The sequence below is a fragment of the Streptomyces glaucus genome (assembly GCF_039533365.1).
Lineage (GTDB): Bacteria > Actinomycetota > Actinomycetes > Streptomycetales > Streptomycetaceae > Streptomyces > Streptomyces glaucus.
This window is the reverse complement of sequence record NZ_BAAATK010000112.1, coordinates 1-4325: the sequence shown is the minus strand read 5'-3', so window position 1 is coordinate 4325 and position 4325 is coordinate 1. Positions and strand designations below refer to the sequence as shown.

The 4325-nt window shown below is 74.8% G+C and carries 1 protein-coding gene; it reads left to right on the top strand.

Going from position 1 to position 4325, the window contains the following annotated elements; all coding sequences use genetic code 11:
• On the top strand, positions 1 to 4325 hold a 4325-nt coding region (locus tag ABD363_RS32250), incomplete at both ends, for a type I polyketide synthase (RefSeq protein WP_344610008.1).

Genomic DNA, 4325 nt, shown 5'->3' with positions numbered 1-4325 from the left:
CCGGGATCACCCTTCCCGCCACCCTCGTCTTCGACCACCCGACCCCCACCGCACTGGTCGCGTTCCTCCGTGCCCTGCTGCTGGGCGAGGCGGCGACGGCCGAGGTGCCGACGCCTGGACGCGAGAGGTCGGCCACGGACGAGCCGATCGCGATCGTCGGCATGGGCTGCCGATTCCCCGGCGGGGTGGACTCGCCCGAGGCGTTGTGGCGGCTGGTCGCCTCCGGGCAGGACGCGATCACCCCGTTCCCGTCGGACCGGGGTTGGGACGCCCGATCGCTGGAGGGGATCGCCGCGGTCGGTGGATTCGTCCGGGACGCGGGAGACTTCGACCCCGATCTGTTCGGGATCTCGCCGCGTGAGGCTCTCGTGATGGATCCGCAGCAGCGGCTGCTGCTGGAGACCGCCTGGGAGGCGCTGGAGCGGGCCGGCATCGATCCGCTGTCCCTGCGCGGCACCGCCACCGGCGTGTACGCGGGCGTGTCGGCGAACGGTTACGCCAGCGGACAGGAGGACGACGAGGTCGATCCGGAGACCGACGGTTATCTGCTGACCGGTAGTACGCCGAGTGTGGCCTCGGGGCGTCTGGCGTATGTGTTCGGGCTGGAGGGTCCGGCGGTGTCGGTGGACACGGCGTGTTCGTCGGCGTTGGTGGCGCTGCATCTGGCGTGTCAGGCGCTGCGGGCCGGGGAGTGCGACCTGGCGCTGGCCGGGGGTGCCACCGTCATGGCGACACCGGGCATGTTCCTGGAGTTCGCCCGGCAGGGCGGGCTCGCGGCGGACGGGCGGTGCAAGTCCTTCGCCGAGGGCGCGGACGGCACCGGCTGGTCGGAGGGCGGTGGTGTGCTGGTCGTGGAGCGCCTGTCGGACGCGCTGCGCAACGGGCACCGGGTGCTGGCGGTGGTCAAGGGCAGCGCGGTCAACCAGGACGGGGCGTCCAACGGGCTGACGGCGCCGAACGGGCCCTCCCAGCAGCGGGTGATCCGCCAGGCGCTGGCCAACGCGGGCCTGTCGCCGGCCGAGGTGGACGCGGTGGAGGCGCACGGCACCGGCACCCGCCTCGGTGACCCGATCGAGGCGCAGGCGCTGCTGGCCACCTACGGCCAGGCGCGCACCGACGACGAGCCGCTGTGGCTCGGCTCGGTCAAGTCCAACATCGGACACGCGCAGGCGGCCGCGGGCGTGGCCGGGATCGTCAAGATGGTGATGGCGCTACAGGCGGAACTGCTGCCCCGTACCCTCCATGCCGAGGAGCGCTCCCGTCACGTGGACTGGGAGTCCGGTGCGGTCGAACTGCTCACCGAGGAACGGGCCTGGCCGTCCGGCGACCGACCCCGCCGGGCCGGTGTGTCCTCGTTCGGCATCAGCGGCACCAATGCCCACGTCATCCTGGAGGAGGCGCCGCCTGCTCCTGCTCCTGCGGAGCCGGGGCGGAAGGCACCTTCCGGTCTGCCGGTGGTGCCGTGGGTGGTGTCGGCGCGCGGCGCGGAGGCGCTGGGGGCGCAGCTGGAGCGGCTCGCCTCCGTCGAGGCCGATCCGGTCGACGTCGGGTTCTCGCTGGCGTCGACGCGGGCCGCGCTGGAGCACCGGGCCGTGGTGCTGGGTACTGATCTGGAGGCGCTGCGGTCCGGGCTCGCCGCACCCGCCGTGTCCGGTGTGGTCGGTGAGGGCCGTACGGCGTGGATGTTCACCGGACAGGGCAGCCAGCGGCCCGGCATGGGGCGGGAACTATACGCCGCCTTCCCGGTGTTCGCCCGGGCACTGGACGAGGTGTGCGGCCTGCTCGACACGGAGCTGGCCGGTCGGGCGGGCTTCGACCTGCCCGTGCGCGAGGTGCTGTTCGCCGCGGACGGCAGCCCGGAGGCGGCCCTGCTGGACCGTACGGGATACGCCCAGACAGCCCTGTTCGCCGTGCAGGTGGCCTCGGTCGCCCTGCTGCGGTCGTGGGGCGCCGAACCCGATGTCGTCCTCGGCCACTCCGTGGGCGAGCTCGCCGCCGCCTACACCGCCGGAGTCTTCGACCTTCCCGACGCCGCCCGGCTGGTGGCGGCGCGGGCCCGGCTGATGCAGGCCCTGCCCGGGGGCGGCGCGATGGCCGCCGTCGAGGCCGGCGAAGCCGAGGTGACCGGGCTGCTGGCCGAGGTGGGCGCGGCGGACGTGGCCGTCGCCGCCGTCAACGGACCCCGGGCGGTCGTCGTCTCCGGCGCGGAGGACGGCGTCGCACGGGTCGTGGCCGCCGCCCGTGAGCAGGGCCGCAGGGCCACCCGGCTGCGGGTCAGCCACGCCTTCCACTCCCCGCTGATGGAACCGATGCTCGCCGAGTTCGCCGAGGCGGCCGCGAACGTCGACCACCGGAACCCGCGCCGCGCCGCCGTCAGCACGGTCAGCGGCGCGCCCCTCGCGGACGGCGACTGGACCAGCGCCGACTACTGGGTGCGGCAGATACGGCAGCCGGTCAGGTTCCACCAGGCGGCCACCGAGACAATCACCGGCCAGGGCGTCACCCGGCTGCTGGAGATCGGCCCCGATCCGGTGCTCGGCAGCCACGTCGAGACGGCCGCCGACCGCGTGACGGCGTCGGTGCTGCGCAAGGGGCGGCCCGAGGCCGAGACGTTCCTGCGGGCCGTGGCCGAACTGTTCGTGCGCGGCGCCGGCACGGACTGGTCGGCGGTCTTCGCCGGCAGCGGAGCGCGCCGCGTGGACCTGCCGACCTACCCGTTCCGACACCGGCGGTTCTGGCTGCGGCCCGGCCGCGCCACAACCGGCGCCGACGACCTCGGTCTCGGCGCCGCCGGACACCCGCTGCTCGGTGCCGCCGTGCCCGTCGCCGGATCGGACGCCCTGCTGCTCACCGCCCGCCTGTCGGCGCACGGCCACTCCTGGACGGCCGACCACCGGGTCGCGGGCCGCGTCGTCGTCCCCGGCACCGCCCTGCTCGAACTCGCCCTTCAGGCCGGGGAACGGACGGGCTGCGACCACGTTGCCGAACTCGTCCTGCAGGCCCCGCTCGTCCTGCCCGAGGACGGCGCCGTCCAGGTGCAGATCGCCGTCGACCCGCCCGAGGAACCCGCCGGCACGCCCGGCACGGAGACGCACGGCGGGGAACACCGCACCCTGCGGATCCACGCCCGCCCCGACGACGGTCCCGTCGACACGCCCTGGACCCTGCACGCCACCGCGACCCTCGCCCGCCGGGCCACCCCCGAACCGGACTGGAACCTGCGCGCCTGGCCGCCCGCCGACGCCCGCCCCCTGCCGCTCGACGAGCTGTACGACCGGCTGGCCCGCGCCGGCCTCGCCTACGGACCGGCGTTCCGCGGCCTGACCCGAGCCTGGGCGCACGGCGAGGAACTGTACGTGGAGGCCGCGCTGCCGGAACCGGCCGCCGCCGAGGCGACCGCCTACGGCCTGCACCCCGCCCTGCTGGACAGCGTGCTCCACGCTCTGGCGCTCCAGGCACCGGACGGGCGGGACGCGCTGCTGCCGTTCCTCTGGTCGGGCGTGTCGCTCACCGCGGTCGGCGCCACCGCCGTACGCGCCCATCTCGTGCCCACCGGCGCCGGAGAGACCAGCGTGCGCGTGGCCGACGCGGCGGGCGACCCCGTGGCCACGGTCGAGTCCCTGCTGCTGCGCCCGGTCGCCGCCACCGACCTCGGACCGGCCGACGGCACCGAGCACCTGTACCGCCTGGACTGGGTGCCCGTGCCCCAATCCCCGGACGCAGCCCTGCCCTCCGGGCGGTCCTGGGCCCTGCTGTCGTCCGACGCAGAGGCGGCGGAGCGCTGGGCCGCGGCGGGCGTCCCGCTGACCCGCCACCGCCACCTCGGCGACCTGCTCGCCGCACTGCGGGAAGGCGCCGACGCACCGGATGTGGTGATCCTCCCCGTCGACGAGGCCATGCCGGAGACGAACGACACCAGTGGGATCGATGAAATCAGTGAAACCAGTGATTCGTCCGAGCTGGGTGGAACGTCCCAGGCGGTCGGCGCGAACTCTGGTGAAGTCCTGGGTGGGATTGCTGGTGTCCTGGGGGCCATGCGGACCTGGCTGGCGGAGGAACGACTGGCCGGATCGCGCCTGGTGGTGACCACCACCGGCGCGGTCCAGGCCGGCGCTGCCGTCGACCGGAACGGACCCGACCTCGGCGGAGCCGGGGTGTGGGGCCTGGTGCGCTCCGCGATGAGCGAGCATCCGGGCCGTTTCCTCCTGGCCGACCTCGACGACGACCCCGCCTCCTACGAGCCCCTCGCACGGCACATCGCGGCGGGGGAGGAGCCGCAGCTGGCGGTGCGTGGCGGCGAGGTGTGGGTGCCGCGTGTGGTGCGG